At 74.4% G+C, this 23,525-nt stretch carries 23 protein-coding genes; 15 read left to right on the forward strand and 8 right to left on the reverse strand.

Going from position 1 to position 23,525, the window contains the following annotated elements; all coding sequences use genetic code 11:
* Positions 1 to 23: 23 nt before the first annotated feature.
* From O7603_RS25200 to glmM, 7 genes are all read left to right on the forward strand, one after another.
* On the forward strand, positions 24 to 719 hold the full coding sequence (locus O7603_RS25200) for a class I SAM-dependent methyltransferase (protein WP_281572231.1): 696 nt from the start codon (positions 24 to 26) through the stop codon (positions 717 to 719).
* Between the two features lie 118 nt (positions 720 to 837).
* Positions 838 to 1,095 (forward strand): DUF6364 family protein, encoded by a 258-nt coding sequence (locus O7603_RS25205; protein WP_281572232.1) that lies wholly within the window; start codon positions 838 to 840, stop codon positions 1,093 to 1,095.
* Positions 1,085 to 1,378 carry a hypothetical protein gene (locus O7603_RS25210; protein WP_281572233.1) on the forward strand — a complete coding sequence of 98 codons (294 nt, stop codon included), beginning with the start codon at positions 1,085 to 1,087 and terminating at the stop codon, positions 1,376 to 1,378. The genes O7603_RS25205 and O7603_RS25210 overlap by 11 nt, the downstream gene beginning before the upstream one ends.
* Positions 1,379 to 1,583: 205 nt before the next feature.
* Positions 1,584 to 2,945 carry a nitrate/nitrite transporter gene (locus O7603_RS25215; RefSeq protein WP_281576802.1) on the forward strand — a complete coding sequence of 454 codons (1,362 nt, stop codon included), beginning with the start codon at positions 1,584 to 1,586 and terminating at the stop codon, positions 2,943 to 2,945.
* 191 nt (positions 2,946 to 3,136) lie between these two features.
* Positions 3,137 to 3,580 carry a 50S ribosomal protein L13 gene (gene rplM, locus O7603_RS25220; RefSeq protein ID WP_242794454.1) on the forward strand — a complete coding sequence of 148 codons (444 nt, stop codon included), beginning with the start codon at positions 3,137 to 3,139 and terminating at the stop codon, positions 3,578 to 3,580.
* A 20-nt stretch (positions 3,581 to 3,600) separates the two neighbouring features.
* Positions 3,601 to 4,065 carry a 30S ribosomal protein S9 gene (rpsI, locus tag O7603_RS25225; RefSeq protein ID WP_076466623.1) on the forward strand — a complete coding sequence of 155 codons (465 nt, stop codon included), beginning with the start codon at positions 3,601 to 3,603 and terminating at the stop codon, positions 4,063 to 4,065.
* 115 nt (positions 4,066 to 4,180) lie between these two features.
* On the forward strand, positions 4,181 to 5,539 hold the full coding sequence (glmM, locus tag O7603_RS25230) for a phosphoglucosamine mutase (RefSeq protein ID WP_281572234.1): 1,359 nt from the start codon (positions 4,181 to 4,183) through the stop codon (positions 5,537 to 5,539).
* Positions 5,540 to 5,603: 64 nt separating this feature from the next.
* Here glmM and O7603_RS25235 read toward each other — a convergent pair whose 3' ends face one another.
* Complete coding sequence (locus tag O7603_RS25235) at positions 5,604 to 6,350, reverse strand: ABC transporter ATP-binding protein (protein ID WP_281572235.1); 747 nt, start codon at positions 6,348 to 6,350, stop codon at positions 5,604 to 5,606.
* Positions 6,351 to 6,352: 2 nt separating this feature from the next.
* Complete coding sequence (locus O7603_RS25240; protein WP_281572236.1) at positions 6,353 to 9,181, reverse strand: ABC transporter permease; 2,829 nt, start codon at positions 9,179 to 9,181, stop codon at positions 6,353 to 6,355.
* Positions 9,182 to 9,256: 75 nt separating this feature from the next.
* On the opposite strand from O7603_RS25240, the gene O7603_RS25245 reads away from it, so the two are divergent.
* Complete coding sequence (locus tag O7603_RS25245; RefSeq protein WP_281572237.1) at positions 9,257 to 9,862, forward strand: PadR family transcriptional regulator; 606 nt, start codon at positions 9,257 to 9,259, stop codon at positions 9,860 to 9,862.
* Positions 9,863 to 9,905: 43 nt separating this feature from the next.
* Here O7603_RS25245 and O7603_RS25250 read toward each other — a convergent pair whose 3' ends face one another.
* The 3 genes from O7603_RS25250 to O7603_RS25260 form a co-directional block, all read right to left on the reverse strand.
* On the reverse strand, positions 9,906 to 11,099 hold the full coding sequence (locus O7603_RS25250) for a pyridoxal phosphate-dependent aminotransferase (RefSeq protein WP_281572238.1): 1,194 nt from the start codon (positions 11,097 to 11,099) through the stop codon (positions 9,906 to 9,908).
* Positions 11,100 to 11,130: 31 nt separating this feature from the next.
* Positions 11,131 to 11,865: an MmpS family transport accessory protein gene (locus O7603_RS25255; RefSeq protein WP_281572239.1), complete on the reverse strand. Its 735-nt coding sequence runs from the start codon at positions 11,863 to 11,865 to the stop codon at positions 11,131 to 11,133.
* Between the two features lie 101 nt (positions 11,866 to 11,966).
* Positions 11,967 to 12,746 carry an MmpS family transport accessory protein gene (locus O7603_RS25260; RefSeq protein ID WP_281572240.1) on the reverse strand — a complete coding sequence of 260 codons (780 nt, stop codon included), beginning with the start codon at positions 12,744 to 12,746 and terminating at the stop codon, positions 11,967 to 11,969.
* Positions 12,747 to 13,001: 255 nt separating this feature from the next.
* Between O7603_RS25260 and glmS the strand changes: the two genes are divergently transcribed.
* Positions 13,002 to 14,915, forward strand: a complete 1,914-nt coding sequence (gene glmS, locus O7603_RS25265; protein WP_281572241.1) for a glutamine--fructose-6-phosphate transaminase (isomerizing) — start codon at positions 13,002 to 13,004, stop codon at positions 14,913 to 14,915.
* Positions 14,916 to 15,060: 145 nt separating this feature from the next.
* Here the strand turns inward: glmS and O7603_RS25270 are convergent, their stop codons facing one another.
* Together O7603_RS25270 and O7603_RS25275 are read right to left on the reverse strand one after the other, a co-directional pair.
* A complete protein-coding gene (locus O7603_RS25270) occupies positions 15,061 to 16,746 on the reverse strand; it encodes an alpha/beta hydrolase (protein ID WP_281572242.1) in 1,686 nt (561 codons plus the stop codon).
* On the reverse strand, positions 16,743 to 17,039 hold the full coding sequence (locus O7603_RS25275; RefSeq protein WP_281572243.1) for a hypothetical protein: 297 nt from the start codon (positions 17,037 to 17,039) through the stop codon (positions 16,743 to 16,745). The genes O7603_RS25270 and O7603_RS25275 overlap by 4 nt, the downstream gene beginning before the upstream one ends.
* Positions 17,040 to 17,213: 174 nt before the next feature.
* On the opposite strand from O7603_RS25275, the gene O7603_RS25280 reads away from it, so the two are divergent.
* The 6 genes from O7603_RS25280 to O7603_RS25305 all read left to right on the forward strand — a co-directional run bounded on the left by O7603_RS25280 (position 17,214) and on the right by O7603_RS25305 (position 22,650).
* Positions 17,214 to 17,582: a holo-ACP synthase gene (locus tag O7603_RS25280; RefSeq protein WP_281572244.1), complete on the forward strand. Its 369-nt coding sequence runs from the start codon at positions 17,214 to 17,216 to the stop codon at positions 17,580 to 17,582.
* Between the two features lie 53 nt (positions 17,583 to 17,635).
* Positions 17,636 to 19,105 (forward strand): NAD(P)H-hydrate dehydratase, encoded by a 1,470-nt coding sequence (locus O7603_RS25285; RefSeq protein WP_281572245.1) that lies wholly within the window; start codon positions 17,636 to 17,638, stop codon positions 19,103 to 19,105.
* Between the two features lie 88 nt (positions 19,106 to 19,193).
* On the forward strand, positions 19,194 to 20,312 hold the full coding sequence (gene alr / locus O7603_RS25290; RefSeq protein WP_281572246.1) for an alanine racemase: 1,119 nt from the start codon (positions 19,194 to 19,196) through the stop codon (positions 20,310 to 20,312).
* Positions 20,309 to 21,397, forward strand: a complete 1,089-nt coding sequence (locus O7603_RS25295) for an alpha/beta hydrolase (protein ID WP_281572247.1) — start codon at positions 20,309 to 20,311, stop codon at positions 21,395 to 21,397. The genes alr and O7603_RS25295 overlap by 4 nt, the downstream gene beginning before the upstream one ends.
* Positions 21,394 to 21,876 (forward strand): tRNA (adenosine(37)-N6)-threonylcarbamoyltransferase complex ATPase subunit type 1 TsaE, encoded by a 483-nt coding sequence (gene tsaE, locus O7603_RS25300; protein WP_281572248.1) that lies wholly within the window; start codon positions 21,394 to 21,396, stop codon positions 21,874 to 21,876. Before O7603_RS25295 ends, tsaE begins: the two co-directional genes overlap by 4 nt.
* A gap of 75 nt (positions 21,877 to 21,951) precedes the next feature.
* Positions 21,952 to 22,650 (forward strand): uracil-DNA glycosylase, encoded by a 699-nt coding sequence (locus O7603_RS25305; protein WP_281572249.1) that lies wholly within the window; start codon positions 21,952 to 21,954, stop codon positions 22,648 to 22,650.
* A gap of 4 nt (positions 22,651 to 22,654) precedes the next feature.
* Here the strand turns inward: O7603_RS25305 and O7603_RS25310 are convergent, their stop codons facing one another.
* Positions 22,655 to 23,419: a helix-turn-helix transcriptional regulator gene (locus tag O7603_RS25310; RefSeq protein ID WP_281572250.1), complete on the reverse strand. Its 765-nt coding sequence runs from the start codon at positions 23,417 to 23,419 to the stop codon at positions 22,655 to 22,657.
* Between the last annotated feature and the right edge of the window lie 106 nt (positions 23,420 to 23,525).

Raw genomic sequence — 23,525 nt, forward strand, 5'->3', positions numbered from 1 at the left:
ATTCCTAGATTTTGGGAGCGCGCATGACCGTCGCGGACGCCTTCGACGCCGTCGCCGGCACCTACGACGAGGCCCGTCGCCGGCTGGTGCCCTGCTTCGACGCCTTCTACGGCACCGCCGTCGAGGTGGCCGCGCCACCACTGCGGGCCGCGGTGGCCGCCGGGCGCGCGCCCGAGGTGCTGGACCTGGGCGCCGGCACCGGCCTGCTGTCGCTGCTGCTCGCCGCGGCCGTGCCCGGGCTCCGGCTGACCCTGGTCGACGCGGCGCCGGCGATGCTCGCGGTCGCCACCGACGAGTTGCGCGTGCGGGGCGTGCCGCACCGCACGGTGCACGCCGACCTGGCCGACCCGCTGCCGCCCGGGCGCTACGACGCCGTGGTCAGCGCGCTGGCCATCCACCACCTCGACGACACCGGCAAGCGGGCGCTCTACCGGCGGCTGCCCGCCGCGCTGGCGCCCGGTGGCGTCTTCGTCAACGCCGAGCAGGTGGCCGGCCCGACCTCCGCGCTGGACCGGCGCTACGACGAGGTCTGGCGGGAGCGCGTCGCCGCGCTCGGCTCGGACGACGAGGAGATCGCCGCCGCCCGGGCCCGGATGGCGTACGACCGGCCGGCGCCGGTGGCCGCCCAGTGCGGCTGGCTGGCCGAGGCGGGCCTGGTCGACGTGGACTGCTTCTTCAAGGAGTGGCGGTTCGCCGTGTTCGGCGGACACGCGGCCTGAGCTGACCCCAAGCCGGCAGTGGGCGAAATGCGCCGCGCTGGGTGTTCTGGCATTTCGGGAGCGGGCTGGACGGTCCACGGGATGACTACCGGTCATACCGTTGGGTAGTCTTCCTCGCATGACTGCCAAAGTGACCCTGTCGTTCTCGGACGAGACGATCGAGGAGGCCCGCCGGTTCGCCAAGCGCGAGGGGCTGTCACTCTCGGCGTGGATGGACCAGGCGGCCCGGGAGAAGGCGCTGCGCGAGGTCTTCGCCGCGCACGCCGCCGCCGTCGGCCGGGCCGGCCTGGATCTGGAGTCCGCCGCCCTCTCCGACGCGAGCGAGGTGGGCATGGTCGACGACCTGCTCTTCGGCGGTCGCCCGCGTGCTGCGTAGGGGCGAGATCTGGCGCATCGAGGGCGCCCGGGAACGGCTCGGGCTGGTGATCAGCTCCGACGTCTACAACTCCACCGACGTACCCATCGTGATCGTGGCCGAGGTGGTCGAGCAGGCGCTGCTGCGCGACTCGCCGCTCGCCGTGGCGATGGGCGGATACGTGGTGATGCCCGACCGGATCTCGTCGCCGATGAAGAAGTGGTTCACCGAGTGCGTCGACGTCGCCGACGCCGACACCATGCTCCGGGTGGGCTGGGCGTTGCGCATCCTGCAGGGGATCTGACCTCGCCCGCTCACCACCGGTCCCGGTCGCCGGTGCGGTCTCCGTTTCCCGCCGGACCCGTGGCGGGCACGCCCGGGTAACCGGCCCTCCCTAGCGTCCTGGCGACCAGGCCGACGAGTGGCCACCCGGGCCGGCGGCGCGGCCGCCTGGCGGGCCACTCCCGCACCGGGAGGTGCCGCCCGTGAGCACGCTCGCCAGCACGACCATCGTTTCCGAGACCGGGCCGGCCGCCCCGCGGCGCCCGCACCGCCTCGACGACTGGCGACCCGAGGACCCCGACTTCTGGCGGACGACCGGGGCGCGTGTCGCCCGCCGCAACCTGTACGTCTCGATCTTCGCCGAGCACGTCGGCTTCTCGGTGTGGAGCCTCTGGTCGGTGCTGGTGCTCTTCCTCGGCCCCGAGTACGGCATCGACCCGGCCGGGAAGTTCCTCCTCACCGCGGTGCCGGCCGCGTTGGGCGCGGCGCTGCGGCTGCCGTACACCCTGGCGGTGGCCCGGTTCGGCGGCCGGAACTGGACGATCGTGAGCGCGCTGCTGCTCCTGGTGCCGGCGGTGCCGATGACCGTGCTGCTGGAGCCGGGCGTCTCCTACGCCACGCTGATGGTGCTGGCCTGCCTGACCGGCGTCGGCGGTGGCAATTTCGCCTCGTCCATGGCGAACATCAACCTCTTCTATCCACAGCGCCTCAAGGGCAGGGCGCTCGGGCTCAACGCCGGCGGGGGCAACCTCGGGGTGCCCGCGGTGCAGTTGGTCGGCCTCGCGGTGCTGGCCACCGCGGGAGTCGCGTACCCCCGGCTGGTGCCCGCGGTCTACCTGCCGCTGATCGTGCTCGCCGCGCTGGCGGCGGCGCGCTGGCTGGACAACGTCCCCGGGGCCCGCAACGAGCCCGGGGCGCTGCGCGAGGCGTCCCGTGACCCGCACACGTGGATCATGTCGCTGCTCTACGTGGGCACCTTCGGGTCGTTCATCGGGTTCGGCTTCGCCTTCGGCCAGGTGCTCCAGTTGCAGTTCGCCGATCGGTTCCCCACCCCGGTCGACGCCGCCTGGCTGACCTTCCTCGGCCCGCTGACCGGGTCGCTGATCCGGCCGCTCGGCGGGCACCTCGCCGACCGGCTCGGCGGCGCCCGGGTGACGTTCTGGAACTTCGTCGCGATGGCCGCCGGGGCCGCCGTGGTGCTCCACGCCGCCCGCGAGCGGTCGTTCGGGCTCTACCTCGCCGGGTTCCTGGCCCTCTTCGTCTTCTCCGGGCTCGGCAACGGCTCGACGTACAAGATGATCCCGGCGATCTTCCGGGCCCGGGCGGCGGCCGCGGTGAGCGCCGGCCGGCGGGACCCGGTGGCGGCGCGGCACTGGTCGACCCGGATGACCGGGGCGCTGATCGGGATCGCCGGAGCGGTCGGCGCCTCCGGCGGGCTGCTGGTGAACGTCGCGTTCCGGCAGTCGTTCCTGACCCGCGGCGACGCGGACGCGGCCTACGTCGCGTTCATCGCCGGCTACGCGGTCTGCTTCGGGGTGACGTGGCTGGTCTACCTGCGTCCGGGGGCGCGCCGGCTGCCCGGGGTGTGACACCGACCACCGCCCGGGCACGGGCCACGCGCGGCGGGACCCCGTTTTGACCTGCCGACCGGGCGCCGGGTATCGTTGCCTGCTGTTGTACGACATCCAGAGGCGTGCCACATCAGGTACGCTTGGTCGTTCGTGCGCGCCTGGTGACTTCGGCGCGCGACCCCAGACCGACGACGAGACAAGGTAGACCTGTGCGTACGTACAGCCCGAAGCCGGGTGAGATCGAGCGTCAGTGGCACGTCATCGACGCCTCTGATGTCGTGCTGGGCCGTCTGGCCACCCACGCCGCCACGTTGCTGCGTGGTAAGCACAAGCCGACTTTCGCGCCGCACGTCGACACGGGCGACTTCGTCGTCATCGTGAACGCGGGCAAGGTGGCGCTGACCGGCAACAAGCGCCACACCAAGATCGCTTACCGGCACTCCGGCTACCCGGGCGGTCTGAAGCAGGTCGGCTACGACGAGCTGCTGACCAAGCGTCCCGAGCGGGCCATCGAGCTGGCCGTCAAGGGGATGCTCCCGCACAACAAGCTGGGCCGTCAGCTGATCAAGAAGCTGAAGGTCTACGCCGGTGCCGAGCACCCGCACGGCGCCCAGCAGCCGGTGCCGTTCGAGATCAAGCAGATCGCGCAGTGAGCGCGGGCGAAGGAAACAGCATGACCGACATCACCGCCACCGAGGTTGCCCCCGAGGCCACCGAGGCGCCGGCGCCCGTCGCCCGCGCGCCTCGTGGTGACCGGCCGATCCAGACCGTGGGCCGCCGCAAGGAGGCCATCGTCCGGGTCCGCATCGTTCCGGGCACCGGCAAGATCACCTGCAACGGCCGCGACCTCGAGGCCTACTTCCCGAGCAAGGTGCACCAGCAGCTGATCAAGGATCCGCTGGTCACCGCCGAGAAGCCGGAGGCGTTCGACGTCATCGCCAACCTGCGGGGTGGCGGCATCACCGGCCAGGCCGGCGCGCTGCGGCTCGCCATCGCCCGGGCCCTGATCGTCAACGAGCCGGACGACCGGCCGGCCCTGAAGAAGGCCGGCTTCCTGACCCGGGACGCCCGGGTCAAGGAGAGCAAGAAGTACGGCCTCAAGAAGGCCCGCAAGGCTCCCCAGTACTCGAAGCGCTGATCTTCAGCAGCACGTTGTACGTCTGACGGACGGCCGGTCCGCCTCCCCTCGTCGGGAGGTGGCCGGCCGTTCCGTTTTCTCCTCGTATCGTCAGGGTCATCGGAGGTTGGCGGGTATGGGTCGGTTGTTCGGCACGGACGGCGTCCGCGGGCGGGCGAACGTGGATCTCACCCCGGAGCTGGCGCTCGCGGTGGCGGTCGCGGCCGCGCACACGCTCGCCGAGACGGACCGGAGTCATCCGCCGGTCGCGGTGGTGGGCCGGGACACCCGGGCCAGCGGCGAGATGCTGGAGGCCGCCGTCGTGGCCGGGCTGACCAGTGCCGGCGCCACCGTGATCCGGGTCGGCGTGCTGCCCACCCCGGCGGTGGCGTTCCTGACTGCGGAGGCCAAGGCCGACCTCGGTGTGATGCTCTCCGCCTCGCACAATCCGATGCCGGACAACGGGATCAAGCTCTTCGCGGCCGGCGGGCACAAGCTGCCCGACGAGATCGAGATGAAGATCGAGGCGGCGGTCGAGGCCAACGCCACCACCGCCTGGGACCGCCCGGTGGGCGCGGGCGTCGGCCGGGTGCACGACCTGCTCGACGGCGCCGACCACTACGTGCAGCACCTCGTCGGCACCGTGCCGCACCGGCTGGACGGCATCAAGGTCGTGGTCGACTGCGCGAACGGCGCCGCGGCCGAGGTCGCCCCGGTGGCGTACCGGGAGGCCGGCGCCGAGGTGATCGCCATCCACGCCGAGCCGGACGGGCTCAACATCAACGACGACTGCGGCTCCAACCACATCGAGGCGCTGCGCGCCGCGGTGGTCGAGCACGGCGCCCACCTGGGCATCGCGCACGACGGCGACGCCGACCGGTGCGTGGCGGTGACCGCGGCGGGCGACGAGGTCGACGGCGACCAGGTGATGGCGATCCTCGCGCTGGCCATGCGGGAGGCCGGCACCCTCACCGACGACACGCTCGTGGCGACGGTGATGAGCAACCTCGGCCTGCGGCTGGCGATGTCCGCCGAGGGCATCCGGTTGGTCGAGACGAAGGTCGGCGACCGGTACGTCCTGGAGGAGCTGCGCGGTTCCGGGCTGGCGCTCGGCGGTGAGCAGAGCGGCCACATCGTGATGCCGGCGTACGCCACCACCGGCGACGGCGTCCTGACCGGGCTGCACCTGATGTCCCGGATGGCGGCCACCGGCCGCTCGCTGGCCGACCTGGCCGCCGTGGTGACCAAGCTCCCGCAGGTGCTGATCAACGTGCCGGTGGGCGACCGCACCGTGGGCGCCGCCGCGCCGGCAGTCCGGGCCGAGGTCGAGCGGGCCGAGGCCGAGCTGGGTGGCACCGGTCGGGTGCTGCTTCGTCCCTCGGGCACCGAGCCGCTGGTCCGGGTGATGGTCGAGGCCGCCACCGAGCGCACCGCGCGCGAGGTCGCCGAGCGGATCGCCGAGCAGGTCCGCACCGCCAGCCCCGCGAACGCCTGACCGTCCGCACCGCGGTCGTCCGCCTGCTGCCGGATCCCCCTCCGGTCGGGTGTCCGTTCGCCGATCAGAGGCGGAGGCGGGCGGCTCGGTCGAAGGTGTCGGCGGGATCCTCGCCCTCGGTGAGGTCGAGGTCCTCGACCACCGTGCCGTCGCCGAGCCGGATCAGCCGATCGCAGCGGGCCGCGATCGACCGCTCGTGCGTGGCGAGCAGGATCGTCATGCCGTGCCGCTCCCGCAGCTCGAGCAGCAGGTCGAGGATCTGGGCGCTGGTGGTCGAGTCGAGGTTGCCGGTGGGCTCGTCGGCCAGCAGCAGCCCGGGTGCGCCCATCAACGCCCGGGCGATGGCGACGCGCTGCTGCTCGCCACCGGAGAGCTGCGCCGGCATCGCCCGCTCGCGTCCGGCGAGGCCGACGGCGTCGAGCAGCTCACGGGCCCGGGTCGCGTGGTCGGCCCGGCCACGCCGCGGCAGCACCGGGGCGATCACGTTGTCGAGCACGGTCAGCGCCGGCAGCAGGTGGTAGCGCTGGAAGACGAACCCCACCCGCTGCCGGTACCGGGCCAGCGCCGCGCGGCGCAGCGCCGTGATCTCCACGTCGTCGACCGTGACGGTGCCGCTGTCGGCCTGTTCGATGGCGCCGATCAGGTGCAGCAGGGTCGACTTGCCGGAGCCGCTCGGACCGGTCAGCGCCACCACCGATCCGGCCGTCACCTCCAGCGAGACGTCGTCGACCGCGGTCCGTCGCTCGGCGCCGGTGCGGAACTGCCGGGTCAGCCCGCGGATCCGGATCATGCTGCCCGTCGTTTCCTCCATCGTCACTCCTCTGCGAGTAGCCGTGCGGTCGGGAGCCGGCGCAGCAACGCGGCCGGCACGAGCGCTGCGAGACAGGTGACCAGCACCCCGGCGAGTGCCACCGCGGTGGCGACCAGCACCAGGGCGGCGGGCAGGCCACCGACCAGCCAGGCCGCCCCGGCGAGCCCCAGACCCACCCCGGTCGCCGCGCCGAGCGCGCCGATGAGGAGCCCTTCGTAACCGACGAGGCGGCCGAGCGCGGCGTCCGTCCAGCCGACCGCGCGCAGGGCGGACAGCTCTGCGGCGCGGTCCCGGACATTCAGGTAGAGCACGTCGGCGAGGGCGCCGGCGCCGAGCAGGACGGTGACGACCGCGGCCAGGGTGTCGGCGGCGCGTACGTTGAGCGAGACGGTGTCGCCGAGCAGGCTGCCGACGATCGCGCCACGGAAGGCGTACGCGGCGGCGCTGACCAGGGTCAGCGCGGCCAGTCCGATGGCCAGCGCGCCCGCCCCGAGCAGGGTGCGCCCGGGGGTGCGGACCAGGTTGGCCAGGGCCAGCCCGAAGAGGGTGCGGGGCCGACGTACCCAACGGGCCGGGGCCACCAGCGGCCGCAGGCCGGCGGCCGGGTGGGCGCGCGCGGCCCGCAGCGCCGGGACCAGGCCCGCCACCAGTGCCAGCAGCAGGGCCACCGGTAGGGCGAGCGCCGCCTGACGCCAGCCGATCCCGATGTCCAGCGCGGCGGCCAGCGGGTATGCCAGCCCGAGGGCGAGCAGGCCGGCGGCCAGCCCCAGCGCGGCCACCTCGCCGAGGACGAGCGCCGCTATCCGGCGGGCTGGCCAGCCCAGGCAGGCGAGCACCGCCAGCTCGGGGCGCCGGTCCCGGACGGCGGCGGAGACCGCGTTGCCGAGGAACAGCGCGCAGACCACCAGCACCAGCCCGAAGAGCACGACGCTCTGGCGGTCGACGGCCCTGGTGATCACCGAGGCCACCCCGAGGGCGGACCACGGCTCGGTCAGCCGCAGCTCGGGCCGGCCGTACGAGCCCGCGGGCAGCTCCACGGTCTGCGGAGCGGGCGACGAGCCGAAGGTGAGATCGACGTCCAGCCCGGTCGTGTCGGCGATCCGCTCGGCGATGAGCCGCACCCGCTCGGCGGACCGTTCGGTGTACCCGGCGACGTCGGCGACCCGGACCCGGATCGCGCTGATCGGCGCCGTCCGGGTCGGGGTGGCGTCACCGGCCAACAGCTTCGGCACCGCGGCCAGGCTGGTGAGCAGCAGCGGCGGCGTGGAGAGGTAACCGGCCGGGTTGCCGCTCGGCTCCAGCGGCCGACCGCCCAGCGCCTGGCGGCTGCGCTCGTCGGCGCCGTCGGTGCGCGGCGGCTCGTACGTCTCCAGCGGCACCCGGGACAGGTCGCTGAATCCGCTCAGCTTCTCCGGGTCGAAGATGCCGACGGTCCGCCAGACCCGGACCTGGAGGTTCGCGCCCGACGGCGGCTGCGGGAGCGCGGTCACCGGGCGGAAGCCGTTGTCGTCGGCCAGCCACGGACGGGGGCGGAAGTTCAGGTTGTTCTGGCCGCCGTAGAGCGCGTGATCGAACGGTGGTCGCGCGACGGCTCGGAGGGTGCCGTCGGGAAGTCGCTCGTACTCCGGGGCGCCCGCCTGAATGACCGTCTGCAGGTCGCCCATGCAGCAGCCGGTCTCGGAGATGCCCTCGGCGAGCAGGTCGCGATACCCGTCGGTCAGCGCGTACTCCTCGGTCCCGGCCCCGACCCCGGTGGCGCGGCTCAGCGCCCGCTCCAGTTCGTCGATCGGCAGCCCCGCGGGCCGTGCCTGCGGCAGCCGGGTGAGGGCGGACCGCACGGTGCCGTCGAGGTAGGGCCGGCTGGTGCTCACCACCGGGATCGACCGTTCGAGCGCGCCGGGTCCCAGGGAGGTCTCGGTCGTGGTGTCGTCCGGCCGGAGCGGGCGGCCCTCGGTCACCGCGTCACCCAGGCCGACGAGGCGCTGCTCCGCGTCGGGGTCGACGGCGGCCAGCAGGAACGGCACCGTCACCCGGTAGGTGACCACCAGTTGGTCGGTGACGACGCGTTGGGCGCGGCCGGGCAGCCAGCTGTTCGCCTCGAAGCGCCCGTCGGGCAGCAGCCGGACGGTGTCGACGCTCCAGCTCTCCCGTTCGGAGGACAGCCCACCGTTCGGCGCCCGCGACATCAGGTGGGGGTCGCAGATCGGTGCGCTCCGTCCATCGGGAAGCACCTCCCGTGGGACCTCCCCGCACTGCGGGTCGTACCGGTACGCCCGGCCGTCGGAGTATGGAGACGAGGAATCGTTTATGTTCTCGTCCCACTCGGGGTAGAGCAGTGGGCGCTTGGTCACGTACACGTAGCGCGGGCTGCTGGGAGCGGTGGAGAGCCGACGCTCGGCCGTGAAGGTGGGGTCGAGCCGGATGACCTGCTGCTCCAGGGAACGGTCGACCGCGTCCGTCAGGTCGAATCGGACCGGCACCGACGAGGTCGAGTAGTCCAGCATGGCGATCGGCGCGGCCACGTCGATGCCCGGGATCCGCCTCACCTGCTCGTACTGGGCGGGGGCGATGCCGCCGAAGAGGCCGGAGAGGTAGTTGGGTTGGACCAGTCGGCGCTCGGCCTCGAGCGGCGTGCGGGTCCCCTGGGGACGGACCAGGATGTCGTAGGCGGCCCGGGTGTTGCGTTCGACGGCGCCGGTGACAGCCAGGCGGGACGTGGTGGTGGCGCCGGTCAGGACCACGAAACCGGTGGTGGCCACCAGCACGCCGACCAGCAGCGCCACCGACCGCCCAGCACGGCCACGAAGGTGACTCCAGATGAAGTGCGGCATTCGCGCCTCCCCGTGTGCTGACTCTCACTCTGCGGGTTACATTGTCACAATGCAAGACGGAAACCGGAGGAGACGATGGCGATCCAGCACGCCGTCCTGGCGCTGCTCGCCCGCGGGCCGAGCTACGGCTACGAGCTGAAGGGCGACTTCGAGGGCGCGGTCGGTCCACAGTGGGGCCCGCTGAACATCGGGCACCTGTACCAGATCCTCGACCGGCTCTCCCGGGACGGGCTGGTGGTCGCCGCGCGCCAGCCACAGGCGGTCAAACCGGACCGGGTGGTCTACGAGATCACCCCTGAGGGCCGGGCCGAGCTGGAGCGGTGGCTGGCCGAGCCGAGCCCCCGCGCCGGGGGTTTCCGGGACGATTTCTTCCTCAAGGTGACCGCCGCCGCCCGGTCCGGTTCCGCGGCCACGGTCCGGGCGGTGCTGAGCAACCAGCGCGGGCACCTGCTGCGGGAGTTGCGCAACCTCGACGGGCTGCGGCGCAAGGCCGACGACCCGGTGGTCGGGCTGCTGCTCGCCGCCGCCGGCCGGCACGTCGAAGCCGACCTCGCGTTCGTCGACGACGCGGAGTCCGTGCTCCTCTCCGACGGCGGCACGCTGCTCGCCACGCTCGCGGCGACCCGACCGGCCAGCGCGGCCAGCGGCACGCGTGAAGCCGGCTCGTCGGCCACGGCGTAGACGTCGTGAGGCACGCCCGCGCGGTGCCCAGACTCGTCCCGAGTCAGTCCACCGAGAGCCGGCGCAGCCGGGTGACCGCCTCGGTCAGCACCTCCGGGCGCTTGCAGAACGCGAACCGGACCAGCTGCCGGCCCGCCTCGGCGTCGTCGTAGAAGACCTGCGTCGGCACCGCCACCACGCCGCACCGCTCCGGCAGCGAGCGGCAGAACTCCACCCCGTCGTGTCCGCCGAGCGCGGTGACGTCGGCCGTGACGAAGTACGTCCCCTCCGGGGCGAGCACCTCGAAGCCGGCGTCGGTGAGGCCGCCGACCAGCTGGTCGCGGCGGGCCTGCAGGCCGGCCCGGAAACCGGTGAAGTAGTCGTCCGGCAGCGCGAGCGCCACGGCGACCGCGGGTTGCAGCGGCGCCGCGTTGACGAAGGTCAGGAACTGCTTCACCCGCAGCACCGCGGCGACCAGCGCGGCCGGTCCGCTCGCCCAGCCGACCTTCCAACCGGTGCAGGAGAACGTCTTGCCGGCCGACGAGATCCGCACCGTGCGTTCCCGCATGCCGGGCAGGGTGGCCAGCGGCACGTGCGGACTGGCCGCGTCGGTGAAGACCAGGTGCTCGTACACCTCGTCGGTCACCGCGTAGGCGTCGTACTCCTGGCACAGCTCGGCGACCAGCGCCAGCTCGGCCGGGGTGAAGACCTTCCCGGTCGGATTGTGCGGCGAGTTCAGCAGCACCAGCCGGGTCCGCGGTCCGAACGCCGCGCGCAGCGCCGCCGGGTCGAAGGCGTACCGGCCGTCGTCGGCGGGACGCAGCGTGACCGGCCGGCGGACCGCGCCGGCCAGGGCGATGGAGGCGGCGTACGAGTCGTAGTACGGCTCGAAGCAGACCACTTCGTCGCCCGGCTCGCAGAGGGCGAGGATCGTCGCGGCCACCGCCTCGGTCGCGCCCGCGGTCACCACGATCTCGCCGTCCGGGTCGTACTCCAGTCCCCAGAAGCGGCGCTGGTGCGCCGCGACGGCCGCGCGCAGGGCGGGGACGCCCGGCCCGGGCGGGTACTGGTTCTGCCCCGAGCGCAGCGCCTCGGCCGCGGCGGCGAGCATCTCCGCGGGCCCGTCGGTGTCCGGGAAGCCCTGCCCCAGGTTGACCGCGCCGGTGCGGACGGCGAGCGCGGACATCTCGGCGAAGATGGTCGTGCCGAACGGCCGCATCCGGGCCACGAGCGGGTCGGCATCGGTGGTCGTCGTCACGTCCGCCAGCCTACGGTCCGGCGTCACCGCCTCAACCGGCCGTCGGGTCGTAGCAGTTGGCCCGCCAGCCGGCGCCGGTGATCTCCTCCGTCACGGGGGCGCCGCCGTTGATGGTGAGCGAGCAGGCGATGGCGTCCACGTTGTCGCCGGTCCTGCTGGCCTGCACCATCGCCTGGTCCCGGTGATCCGTGCGGATGCGCGCCCGCCACGGCAGCCGCACCCCGTCCAGCCAGACGCTCTCGCCGTTCGCGTCGCTGTAGAGGATGTCGACCCGCCCCTTCCCGGTCACCTCGTAGACCACCGTGTCCCGGCCGGGACCGGTGGACGGGGTGGCCGCCGGCGTCGCCGAGTGGGTCGGCTGCGGCACGGGGCCGGCCTCCTGCGGAGCCTCCTCGACACCGTCGCCCGCGTACCACGCATCGGGGTCGGCCTGCTCGGCCTGGGGCCGGTCGTCGTCGCGCAGTGACGCGTACGCGCCGTACCCGGCGCCGCCGAGCAGCAGCGCCGCCACGAGGACCATGCCGGTCACCACGCGCCGGCCCGGCCGCTCGTCCGTCCGGCGGGCCGACGCGGTGGCCGGGACGCCGGAGCGGGACGCGATGCCGGGGGCGGTGCCGCCGGCGAACGGCGGGTGGACCGGAGCGTCCGGAAGCCAGCGGTCCGGCGGCGCCGAGGACGGCGTCGACGGCGGATCGAGCGGCGCCCAGGGCAGCGGCCCGGTGGACGGCTCGGGTGACGAACCGGAGGCCGGTGGGCCTTCGGACATGCTGGCCTCCTCGGGAGGTTCGGGCCGTGGCGGACGATCCGGCGCGGTCAGGGATACCGGCGGACGACGGGGGACGTGCCGGCGCCGGTCGGGTCGAGGGATCAGCCGAAGCAACTCGCTCCCCAGCGCTCCGCCGACACCTCGTCGACGGCCTCCCCGTCGACGAGGATCCGGCAGTTCACCGGCCCCTCCGTGTCGGCGTTGTGGGCGAGCACCATGACGCGGTCGGCGCTGCGCGCCCGGAAGGTCAGCCGCCAGGGCAGCCGCACCTCCGCGTCCTGGACGAAGGTGCCGTTGGCGTCGTAGTACTCCAGGTCGACCGGGCCGCGGCCGGTCACCTCGTAGACCACCTGGACGACCCCGGACCCGGCGGACGGGGACAGCGCGGGCTGGTCCTGCCAGGCCTCGTCCTCGTCCCCGTCCTCGTGGTACGGGCCGTCGTAGGGCCCTTCGGCGACCGTGTCGGTGGGGCCCGGCGCCCCGTACCGGCTCAGCGCCGCCGCGCCGACGGCGCCGCAGATGACCAGGACCAGAACCGTGGCCGCGGCGATGACGACGCCCACCGTGGCCGAGCGGTTGCCCGACCGGGGCAGGGGAGCGGCCGGGCGCGCGGCGGACCACGGATACCCGTACGGCGCGGCGGGTGCCGCCGGACCCGGGGCGGCACCGCCGGGCGGCGTGAACCCGTACGGCGGCCCGTAGCCGGAGGGTGGCGCGAACCCGTACGGCGGCGCGGTGCCGGGTGGCGGGGCGGTGGTCGGGGGCGGCGGTCCGTAGCCGCTGGCGGAGCCGTCCCACGCGCCGGGGTCGGGGGGCGCCCACGGACCCGGGGCCGGCCCGGCCGACGGGGTCGGATCGGCGGACGGTGACACCTCGGACATCTGTTCTGCTCCGGGGGTGGACGCGCCGTGGCCGCGGCGCGGGTGGGGTGCCGGTGGGCGACGTTGTCGCCGGCCCGCCGGTTGCGGCCCTCAATGTACGGGTAGGCGGGGGGCGGTGAGCGCCCGCGTCGTCGCCCTCCAGGCCCCGGATCACGCCTGCGGAACGCGGAGACTCGGGTGTTCGCTCAAAGTCAGTGATTGTTTACCGGACTTTCGCGCACGCGCGATGAGCGAAACTGGGTTAGGCTGCGGACCATGTGTGGAATCGTGGGTTACGCCGGCGCGCGGCCGGCGCTCGGCATCGTGCTGGACGGGCTGCGGCGGCTGGAGTACCGCGGCTACGACTCGGCGGGCGTCGCCATCGTGTGCGACGGTGAGCTGCTGACCGAGAAGAAGGCCGGCAAGCTGGCCAACCTGGAGAAGGTGCTCTCCGAGCGGGCCGCCGACGACCCGTCGTCCTGCGCGGCCAGCCCGATCGGCATCGGCGACGGCACCACCGGCATCGGGCACACCCGCTGGGCCACCCACGGCGGCCCCACCGACCGCAACGCCCACCCGCACGTCGCCGGCGACGGCCGGGTCGCCGTGATCCACAACGGCATCATCGAGAACTTCGCGAAGCTGCGCGCCGAGCTGGAGGCCGACGGCGTCCAGCTCAACAGCGACACGGACACCGAGTGCGCGGCCCACCTGCTCGGCGCCGCGCTGGCCGACCTGCGCGCCGCCGGCCAACCGGACGGCCCGCAGCTGCTCGCCGCCGCCATGCGGGTGGTGTGCCAGCGACTGGAGGGCGCGTTCACCCTGCTCGCCGTGGACTCCGCGGTGCCCGGCGCGGTCGTCGGGGCCCGCCGCAACTCCCCGCTCGTGGTCGGCCGTGGCAAGGGCGAGAACTACCTCGCCTCCGACGTCGCCGCGTTCATCGAGCACACCCGCGACGCGGTCGAGCTCGGCCAGGACCAGATCGTGCTGATCACCGGCGACACCATCGAGATCACCGACTTCGACGGCCAGCCGGCCAGCGGCAAGGACTTCCACATCGACTGGGACTCGTCGGCCGCCGAGAAGGGCGGCTACGACTGGTTCATGCTCAAGGAGATCGAGGAGCAGCCGCAGGCCATCGCCGACACGCTGCTAGGCCGGCTCACCGACACCGGAGAGATCGCCCTGGACGAGGTGCGCCTCAGCGACCAGGACCTCCGCGACGTCGACAAGATCTTCATCGTGGCCTGCGGTACGTCGTACCACGCCGGCATGGTCGCCAAGTACGCCATCGAGCACTGGACCCGGATCCCCTGCGAGGTGGAACTGGCCAGCGAGTTCCGCTACCGGGACCCGGTGCTCGACCGGTCCACGCTGATCGTGGTGATCTCGCAGTCCGGCGAGACGATGGACACCCTCATGGCGCTCCGGCACGCCAAGGAGCAGAAGGCCCGCGTGCTGGCCATCTGCAACACCAACGGCTCCACCATCCCGCGTGAGTCCGACGCGGTGCTCTACACGCACGGCGGGCCGGAGATCGCGGTCGCCTCCACGAAGGCGTTCCTCACCCAGCTGGTCGCCTGCTACCTGATCGGCCTGCACCTGGCCCAGGTGCGCGGGATCAAGTACGCCGACGAGGTCTCCGCCGTCGTCGCCCAGCTCCAGGAGATGCCGAACAAGCTCCGTGAGCTGCTGGGCCGGATCGAGCCGGTGCGCGAGCTGGCCCGCGACCTGAAGTCCGAGCCGACGGTGCTCTTCATCGGCCGCCACGTGGGCTACCCGGTGGCCCTGGAGGGCGCGCTCAAGCTCAAGGAGCTGGCGTACATGCACGCCGAGGGCTTCGCCGCCGGCGAGCTGAAGCACGGGCCGATCGGCCTCATCGACCAGGGCACCCCGGTGATCTGCGTGGTGCCCTCGCCGGCCGGCCGGGGGGTGCTGCACGACAAGGTCGTCTCCAACATCCAGGAGGTGCGGGCGCGCGGCGCGCGGACCATCGTGATCGCGGAGGAGGGCGACGAGGCCGTCGTCCGCTACGCCGACCACCTGATCTACGTGCCGCGGACGCCGACGCTGCTCGCCCCGCTGGTCACCACCGTGCCGTTGCAGGTGCTGGCGGCCGAGATCGCCGCCGCCCGGGGGCTCGACGTCGACCAGCCGCGCAACCTCGCCAAGTCGGTCACCGTCGAGTAACCGCACCGAGCACCGACCCGGGTCCCGGCCGCCGCGTCCGCGGTGACCGGGACCCGGTCGCGTCCCGCGCCGACCCGGACCCCGTCGGGTCCCGCCCGTGTCGGTCCCGCGTGCCGACGGCCTGGTGGCGCGCCGGCCCGGGCCGTCAGCGGCCGAGCACGATGCGGGCCACGCCGTCCAGGGCCGGATTGTCCGCGTCCCAGTAGCCGGTGTGGCCGTGCCGGCCGCTGGGGAAGACCCGGCCACCGAAGCCCGGGGCGGCCGGGTCGCGGCCGAACCACAGCTCGTGCTCGCCCCGCCCGGGCAGCGCGAGCGCGGCGGCCAGCGGCGACGCGCCGCGCAGGGCCCCGAGCGCCAGCTCGTCCGGTGGACGGGCCAGCCGGATCACGTCGTCCGGCGCGCTGCTCGCCCAGACCTGGCCGGGCGGGTGGCGTAGCTCCTCGGCGTGCGCCACCCCGACGCCCGGTGAGCCCACGAAGACCAGGGCGTCGGCGGCCAGCCCGTGGTCCCGTGCGGTCGTGCCCACCACCAGCGACCCGTAGCTGTGCCCCAGCACGGTCTGCCGGGCCGGCGGCCCCTCGTGGGTGGCCCGCAACCCCTCCTGGAAGCGCTGCAGGGCGGGACCCGCGTCCTGAGCCTGACGGGCCGAGATCGCCTCGTGCAGGAGATCCCGAGCGTCGTAGTCCAGCCAGAGCACGGCCGCGCTCCGTTCCTCGGGGGCGAGCGCGGCGCACCGGTCGAGGACCCGCGCCGCCCGGCCCAGCTCGCCCGGCGCGTCGTCGAGGCCGGCGGTCATCCCCGGCACGTAGGTGAGCACCCGGTCGGCGTGGTCCGGGTCGCCCAACGCCACCACCACCCGGCCCTCGCCCGCGGTGTCCAGCCCCAGCAGATAGGCGCGCGGCCCGCCCGGCTCGGTCAGCCGGTCGGTGAGCCCGTCGAGGCCGGCCAGACGGGCGTCGACCAGGCGCAGCCGGGCCGTCTCGACCGGGCCGGGCGGCACCCGGTCGAGCAGGCGTCGCCGCTCGGCGAGCAGCTCTGCCCGGCGGACGCCGAGCAGCAGCCGGTTGGCCTGGTCCCGGGCCGCCGCCGGTACGCCGTCCAGGTGACCCACCAGCACCGGCTCGTGCGCCACCAGCCACCGGCGTTGGGCCGGTGTGAGGCCCGCCCACCAGGCCCGGACCTGTGCCGGTGTGGCGCCCCGTTCCGGACGGCCGGGTGGCGGTGCGGCCAGCCAGCCCGTTCCGGCGGACGCGGCGAGCGCGTCCAGCCGAGCGCCGGCCGTCTGGTCGGCGGCCCCCGCCAGCTCCAGCGCCGCGCGCAGCGCGGCGGCCACCCGGGCGGCGGCGGGCCCGTCCCGCTCGCTCGGCCGGGCCCGGGCCGGATCGGCGCTGACCCGGCCGTCCCGGTCGATCAACAACCCGGACGCGTCGGCCAGCGCCACCGCCGCGGCCAGCCGTCCCTTCGCGGCGGCGAGCCGCCCGGCGTACTCGGCAAGCACCTGGTCGGCCTCGATCAGCGCCGGGGCGGCCGAGGCCAGGTCACTCCGGACCCCGGCCAACCGACCGCTCGCGGCCGTCGCCGCCGCGCCGGACCAGCCGCCGCCCAGCGCCGTGGCCCGCTCGCCCAGGTCACCGGCCCGCCGGTCGACGAGGTCGGTCAGCCCGCCCCAGGCAGCGCCCACGGCCCGCCACGCGCCAGGATCGGCGGCCCAGAGCTGGGCGTACCCGACCGCCGCGCCGCCCGCCGGCTGCCCCGCCCCGGCCGCGGGTAGCCTCGACCCGGCTGCGGAGCGGGCCGGCGTGGTCGCCCGGCCGACGCTCTGCGCGGTCACCGGGGCAGGGAGGTGAGCCGGCGGGCGGCCCGTTCGTCGACCGCCTGGTAGGCGTCGACCGCCGCCCGGACCGCGCCGCCGGTCACGGCCACCCGACCGCCGAGCCGAGCGAGCCAGCCGTGCACGGCCGACTCCAGCCCGGCCAGCGCGGCGGTCGCGCGCCAGCCCCGGGCGGCCACCACCAGCCCCGCCACTCCGGCCAGCCCGTGCGCCAGCCCGTAGGCGTCGTCGTCCAGCGCCCGGGCCACCGCGCGCATCGCCTCCGGCTCGACGGCGAACCGCTCCTCGATCATCCCCGCACCCCCGTGTGGATCGGCATCGACACCGGTGACGCTAGGTGGCCGGGGAGCCGCCCGGGGCGCCCTGTGGACGGCGGCCGGCGGGCGTACCCCTCGGTTGTCCACAGGCGTTGCCCGGCGCGGAGTCGGCGGCTAATGTGCCGGCCCCGCCGCCGGTAGGGTGAGCTGGTGATCGTCGCTGTCGGCATCGACGTCGTCCTGGTCGACCGGTTCGCCCGGGCGCTGGCGCGGACGCCGCTGCTCGCCGACCGGCTCTTCACCGAGGCCGAGCGGTACACCCGCTCCGGCAACCCGCGCTCACCGGAGTCGCTCGCCGCCCGCTTCGCCGCCAAGGAGGCGGTGGCCAAGGCGCTCGGCGCGCCCGCCGGGTTGTGCTGGCACGACTGCGAGATCGTGCCGGACCCGGACGGCCGGCCGTGGCTGACCGTCTCCGGCACGGTGGCCGCGGTGGCTATCGAACGTGGCGTGAACCGTTGGCACCTCTCGCTGTCCCACGACGGCGGGATCGCGTCGGCGATGGTGGTCGCGGAACGCTGAGTCGGACGGGCCGCCGGCGGGCGCGCCCGGGACGTGGGATGGGGGCCGACGGGATGAGACCGGTCTGGCGGGTGTCGGACGTACGCGCGGCGGAGGCCGGCCTCATGGCCACCCTCCCGCCCGGGACGCTGATGCAGCGGGCCGCGGCCGGGCTGGCCCGCCGCTGCGCGCTGCTGCTCGGCGACCGGGGCGGCGTGTACGGCTCGCGGGTGCTGTTGCTGGTCGGCTCCGGCGACAACGGCGGCGACGCGCTCTTCGCCGGGGCGCACCTGGCCCGGCGCGGCGCCGCGCTGTCAGCCCTGCTGGTGAACCCGGGGCGGGCCCACGCCGAGGGTGTGGCCGCGTTGCGGGCCGCGGGCGGCCGGGTGGTCGAGCGCCCGCCGACGGTGGTCGACCTGGTGCTGGACGGGATCGTCGGGATCGGCGGCACGGGCGGCCTGCGGGACACCGCGGACCAGTTGGCGGCGAGCCTGGTGCGGCACCACGGCCGGGACGGCGCGCGGGCGACGGTGGTCGCGGTGGACGTGCCGAGCGGGGTCGCGGTGGACACCGGCCACGTCCCGGTGACCGCGTCCGGCCGGCCGAGCGCCGTCCGGGCCGACGTGACGGTGGCCTTCGGTGCGTTGAAGCCGGCGCTGGTGGTGGGCCCGGCGGCGCCGCTCGCCGGTCAGGTCGAGCTGGTCGACATCGGGCTGGAGCCTTGGCTGCGCGGCACCCCGGCGCTGCGGGTCACCGAGTGGTCGGACGTCGTCGACTGGTGGCCGACCCTGGGCCCGGCCTCGGAGAAGTACAGCCGGGGAGTGGTCGGGGTGGCCACCGGCTCGGCCACCTACCCGGGTGCGGCCGTGCTCTCGGTCGGCGGCGCGCTGGCCGGTCCGACCGGGATGGTCCGCTACGCCGGTGGCGCCCGGGAGGGGGTGCTGCACCAGCACCCCTCGGTGATCGCCAGCGGGCGGGTCGCGGACGCCGGCCGGGTCCAGGCGTGGGTGTGCGGCTCCGGGCTCGGCACCGGCGAGGACGCCGCCGCCGAGCTGCGGGCGGTGCTGGCCGCGCCGGTGCCCGTGGTGCTCGACGCCGACGCGCTCACCCTGCTGGTGGACGGGTCGCTCGCCGAGCAGCTGCGCCGGCGGGACGCGCCGATCGTCGTGACCCCGCACGACCGGGAGTTCACCCGGCTCTGCGGCGAGCAGCCGGGCACCGACCGGGTCGCCGCGACCCTGCGGCTCGCCGCCTGGATGAACGCGGTGGTGCTGCTCAAGGGGGATCGCACGGTGATCGGCACGCCGGACGGCCGGGCGTACGTCAACCCGACCGGCACCTCGGCGCTGGCCACGGGTGGCACCGGGGACGTGCTGGCCGGGCTGCTCGGTTCGCTGCTCGCCGGCGGCGTGCGACCGGAGCGGGCGGCCGCCGTGGCGGCGTACCTGCACGGGCTGGCCGGCCGGGAGGCGGCCCGGTCCGGCCCGGTGACCGCGCCGGACGTGGCGACCGCGTTGCGTCCGGTCATCGCCCGGTTGCGCTGACCGTCCGGACGCGGCCACGTCGACCGGTTCGGCGCGGGGGCCGAGCGTCGACCCACGGCGTGATCACGGCGGAAAGTAGGCTGTGCCCATGTGGCAGGCCGAGGTACGCGTCGATCTTGATGCGATCCGCGAGAACGTGAGCCGTCTCCGCTCCGGCACCACCGCCGAGCTGATGGCGGTGGTCAAGGGCGACGGGTACGGGCACGGCATGATCCCGGCCGCCCGCGCGGCACTCGACGCCGGAGCGGACTGGCTCGGCGTCTGCACCCTCGACGAGGCGCTCACGCTGCGCCGGGCCGGCATCACCGCGCCGGTGCTGGCCTGGTTGCTCGCCCCCGGGCTGCCGCTGCACGAGGGGGTCGCGGCCGACGTCGACCTGGCCGCCGCGAGCCTGCCGCAGCTCGACGAGATGATCGAGGCGAGCCGTCGGGCCGAGCGTCCGGCGCGGCTGCACCTGAAGATCGACACGGGCCTGTCCCGGGGCGGCGCGACGGTGGCCGACTGGCCGGCGCTGCTCGACGCGGCCGCCAAGGCGCAGGCCGACGGGCTGGTCGAGGTGGTCGGTGTGTGGAGCCACTTCGTGTACGCCGACATGCCGGGCCACCCCACCACCGACCGGCAGCTGGCCGTCTTCCACGAGGGCCTGGCCATGGTCGAGCAGGCCGGGCTGCGCCCGCGCTACCGCCACCTGGCCAACTCGGCGGCCACGCTGACCCGGCCGGACACCCACTTCGACCTGGTCCGGCCCGGCCTCGCCGTGTACGGGCTCTCCCCGATCGCGGGCGAGACCTTCGGGCTGCGCCCGGCGATGACCGCGCGGGCCCGGGTGATGCTCACCAAGCGGGTGCCGGCCGGCACCGGCGTCTCGTACGGCCACACCTACACGACGGACCGGGACACGAACCTGGCCGTGGTGCCGCTCGGTTACGCGGACGGGGTGCCCCGGCACGCTTCCAACAGCGGCCCGGTGCAGCTCGGTGGCGCGCGGCGGGTCATCTCCGGCCGGGTCTGCATGGATCAGTTCGTGCTCGACTGCGGCGACGACCCGGTGGCCGCCGGCGACGTGGTGACCCTGTTCGGCAGCGGCGCCGACGGCGGGCCGACCGCGGACGACTGGGCCGAGGCGGTGGGCACGATCAACTACGAGATCGTCACCCGGTTCGGCAGCAGCCGGGTGCCGAGGGTGTACGACGGCGAGCGCGCATGAGTCCGTACCGCATTCCGCGGCCGCGGACGGCGGCGGGCAAGGTCGCCGGTGTGCTCGGCGCCGCGGTGGGTGTGGCCGCCGCGGGCCTCGCGGCGGGCGTCGCCACCGAGCGCGCCCTGGTCCGTCGGGCCAAGGCGGACCCGACCGACCCGTACGCGCACGAGCCCTTCGAGCAGCTGCGATACGACGACGCGTTCCGGCTGGAACTGCCGGACGGGACCGACATCCACGTCGAGGTGGTCGAGCCGACCCGGCCGGTGCCCGACAACCCGACGGTGGTGCTGGTGCACGGCTTCTGTCTGGACATGGGGACGTTCCATTTCCAGCGCAAGATGCTCACCGAGCAGGGTGAGCACCGGGTGATCGCCTACGACCAGCCCGGGCACGGCCGGTCCGGCCGGCTGGAGACCGGCGAGTACGACCTCGAGGTGCTGGGCAGCACCCTGCGCCGGGTGATCGACCGCACCGCGCCGGACGGGCCGCTGGTGCTGGTCGGCCACTCGATGGGCGGGATGACCATCATGGCCTTCGCCGAGCTGTTCCCGGAGATGTTCGGTGACCGGGTGGTCGGCACCGTGCTGATGGCCACCTCGGGCGGGCTGCTCGCCGAGACGAAGCTGGTGGCGCCGGCGCTGCTCGGCCGGGTCGGCGCGCCGGTGCTGTACATGATGAGCAACGCCACCCGGTACGGCGGCACGGTCATCGACAAGGCCCGCAAGTCCACGTCGAACGTGGCCTGGCTGCTCACCCGGAAGTACGGGTTCGGCAGCCGGAAGCCCAGCCCGGCCCTGGTGTCGTACGTGGAGACGATGAACTCGCGCACCTCGGCGGACACGGTGACCCGCTACCTGCGTACGCTGGCCACCCACTCCCGGTTTCCGGCGCTGGCCGCGCTGGCCGACACGCCGGTGTTGGTGGTGGTGGGCGACAAAGACATGATCACCCCGGTGACCCACTCGGAGGAGATCGTTCGGCGGTTGCCGCACGCCGAGTTCATCAAGATCACCGACAGTGGGCACGTGGTGATGCTGGAACACGCGGACGAGGTCAACGCCGCGCTGGCGAGGTTCCTGGAGGAGCTGTGAGTCAGGTCGTGAAGCTGCCGACCGTCGCCGACACGCACGAGTTCGGCCGCCGGCTGGCCGGGGTGCTGCGCGCCGGTGACCTGGTGTTGCTGACCGGGCCGCTGGGCGCCGGCAAGACCGCGCTGACCCAGGGCATCGGCGCCGGGCTGGGCGTGCTCGGTGACGTGACCTCGCCGACGTTCGTGATCGCCCGCGTGCACCGGCCCGACCCGGCCCGGGGCGGGCGGGTGTCGCTCGTGCACGCCGACGCGTACCGGCTGGGCGATGCCGCCGACCCGCGTGCCGAGATCGACGACCTGGACCTGGACGCCTCGGTGGACGACTCGGTGACCGTCGTCGAGTGGGGTGAGGGCATGGTCGAGCAGCTGGTCGACGCGCACCTACGGGTCCGCATCGACCGGCGCGACGACGACACCCGGGTCGTCGAACTGGACCCGGTCGGTGGCGACTGGGCCCAGCGCGTCACCGCCCTCCGCTGAGCGTGCCGGTCCGCGACACCCGCGGTGTCGGTGCGGGCTGGTAGGAAGGGGCCGACCGACTGCGAAAGGTTGCCGATGGCCGACGTACCCGACCTGGACCTGCTGGCGCTCCTGCCCGAGGAGTGGCGTGCCGCGCTCACCCCGCACCTCGACCCGGCGCGCACCGCGGCGCTGGCCGACTTCGTGGCCCGTGAATACGCCACCCAGACCGTCTTCCCGCCGCTGGAGGACCTGTTCTCCGCCTACCGGCTCTGCTCGCCGGAGGCGTGTCGGGTGCTCATCCTCGGGCAGGACCCGTACCACAGGGCCGGGCAGGCGCACGGGCTCAGCTTCAGCGTCCGCGACGGCGTGGCCGTGCCACCGTCGCTGCGCAACGTCTTCAAGGAGCTGGGCGAGGACCTCGGGACACCGAAGCCGCGCGGCGGCAACCTCGACGGCTGGGCGGCCCAGGGCGTGTTGCTGCTCAACGCCGTGCTGACCGTCCGCCAGGCCAGCCCCGGGTCGCACGCCAACCAGGGCTGGGAGGAGTTCACCGACGCCACCATCCGCGCGCTCGACGCCTCGCCGGGCCGGGTGGTCTTCCTCCTGTGGGGCGGCTACGCCCGCAAGAAGGCGGCGCTGGTCACCAACCCGCAGCACGTGGTGCTGGAGGCGGGCCACCCGAGCCCGATGAACCCGCGCGGCTTCCTCGGCAGCCGCCCGTTCAGCGCGACGAACAAGGCGCTCGCCGACGCCGGCCTGCCCACGATCGACTGGGAGCGGTCCGCCGGCTGACCGCTCACCCCGCCGCGCGGTCCGGGCCGCCGGCGCGGTCCGGGCCGCCTGCGCGGTCCGCGCCGCCCGTCGATTGCTGCGGGATCCGCCGCTTCCGGTAGCGGCGCAGCAGCTCGGCCGGCGGGGGATCGGCGACCTCCACCTCCAGCAGTGGCACCACCCGGTAGCCGCGCTCGCCGTGCCGCACCTCGACGGCGTCCGGCAGCTCGTCGCACATGGCCGCGCGGATCTCGCCGTAGCGGGTGCGCCAGCGATGTTCGCCCGGCGCCTCCGGCTCGACGTGCACCCCGCCGAACTCACCCCACCGCGCGTTCCACCGCTGCGCGTAGGCACTCTTCAACCACTGCGTGAGCCGGGCGGAATCGCGCCAGCGGATGGCGAACTCCGCGGCGTCGACCGGGATCGGCGCCCCCTGGAGCAGCGCGGCGGTGCCTCCCGCGATCACGTGGGGCAGGTCGCCGAGCCGGTCGAGCAGCCGGTCCAGATTGAGCATGTCGATCCGGTCGGCGAGCGGCCGGCCGGCTAGGTCGGCCAGCGCGGCGTCCAGGTGCGCGTCGAGCGGTTCGACCGTCACCGTGAGCTGGACGTCCATCGCCGCGAGCAGGCGTTCCAGCAGCGGCAGGCCGGGTGATCCGTCGCCGCGCTCGACCCGGGCCACCATCGCCTGGCTGACGCCGGCCAGATCGGCCAGCGCCTGCTGGCTGAGGTCGCGCGACTCGCGCTGATGCCGGACGGTGTCGCCGAGAAGCTGGACAAGACGGCTCGACATCCCGCCATGGTCGGCCATACCTCCGCGAGCGTTATGCCTCTCCGTCATAAATATGACGCAGAGGCATAAGGGTCGCGAGGTGTGCCACCGACGCCGTGTACCGACG

The organism is Micromonospora sp. WMMD812 (assembly GCF_027497215.1).
In the GTDB taxonomy this organism is placed as follows: Bacteria; Actinomycetota; Actinomycetes; order Mycobacteriales; family Micromonosporaceae; genus Micromonospora.